Source organism: Moorena sp. SIO3I6, assembly GCF_010672095.1.
The window spans coordinates 1-1027 of record NZ_JAAHHU010001740.1; the positions used below are offsets into that span (position 1 = coordinate 1).

Here is a 1027-nt window from a genome sequence, read left to right on the forward strand (position 1 = left end):
TAGGTGCGCTCTTACTTGGCGAATTAAATTCGCCACGGGTCGCACCTCCTGTAACTTCTCAAGAACTTTATATCTGATACCGTAATAGTTTTTGACAAATGCTTTCATTCCAGCTCACTTTAAGTGATCGTTGCCAAGAGATGGTCTTTTGGAAACTCTATCCCAAAGTCATAAATATCTACAACTACCAATAGGTGGAGATAATGAGGATTTTTACCAAAACTTTACAAAGTTACTCTAAAAATCAATAAACTATAAATCTCACCCCCCTAGACGTTAATGATGGGTAAAATTCGTGTGGCTCTCATTGAAGACCATGATCTGACTCGGATGGGTCTGCGAACAGCCCTCCAACAAAACGGTGAAATTGAATTGGTGGGCGAAGCAGCCAATGCTACTGAAGGACTAAAGTTACTCGCGGAATCTAGACCAGATATCGGAATTGTCGATATTGGTCTTCCTGACATGGATGGAACTGAATTAACTAGACAATTCAAAGAGTTTCAAGCTAAACAGGATGATTCTAAACAGGATGATTTCCCCACCAAGATTATGGTACTGACCTTGCAGGATGATGAAGAAGCCGTACTAGCAGCTTTCGCTGCTGGAGCTGACTCTTACTGCATGAAAAATATAACTTTTGATCAATTGGTAGAAGCTCTGAAAGTGACCTATGAAGGTAATGCTTGGATTGATCCAGCCATTGCCAGAATTGTACTTGAGCAGATCAAACCAAGTAAACATACTCAGCATGCTGACGCTAGTGAAACGATCGCTATCCATGCTGCTCCCAATGAATACAATCAAATGATTGAAGCTTATCCTTTAACGGAAAGGGAATTAGAGGTTTTGCAGTTGATTGTAGAAGGTTGCAGCAATGCTGTGATTGCAGAAAGGTTATATATCACTGTGGGAACTGTCAAAACTCATGTCCGAAATATCTTGAATAAACTCTGTGCGGATGACCGTACCCAAGCAGCTGTGCGTGCCCTCCGCTCTGGCTTAGTTATTTGAGATTATACCATAG

Annotated in this window: 1 protein-coding gene; it reads left to right on the plus strand. The window is 41.3% G+C overall.

The window, feature by feature from the left end; all coding sequences use genetic code 11:
• The first annotated feature begins 282 nt into the window (after positions 1-282).
• Positions 283-1014, plus strand: a complete 732-nt coding sequence (locus F6K49_RS52760) for a response regulator transcription factor (RefSeq protein WP_293111100.1) — start codon at positions 283-285, stop codon at positions 1012-1014.
• The last annotated feature ends 13 nt before the right edge of the window (positions 1015-1027 follow it).

Bases quoted from the DNA above. Each gene is read 5' to 3' on its own strand.
- F6K49_RS52760 (WP_293111100.1), top strand. From the start codon at position 283: ATGGGTAAAATTCGTGTGGCTCTCATTGAAGACCATGATCTGACTCGG.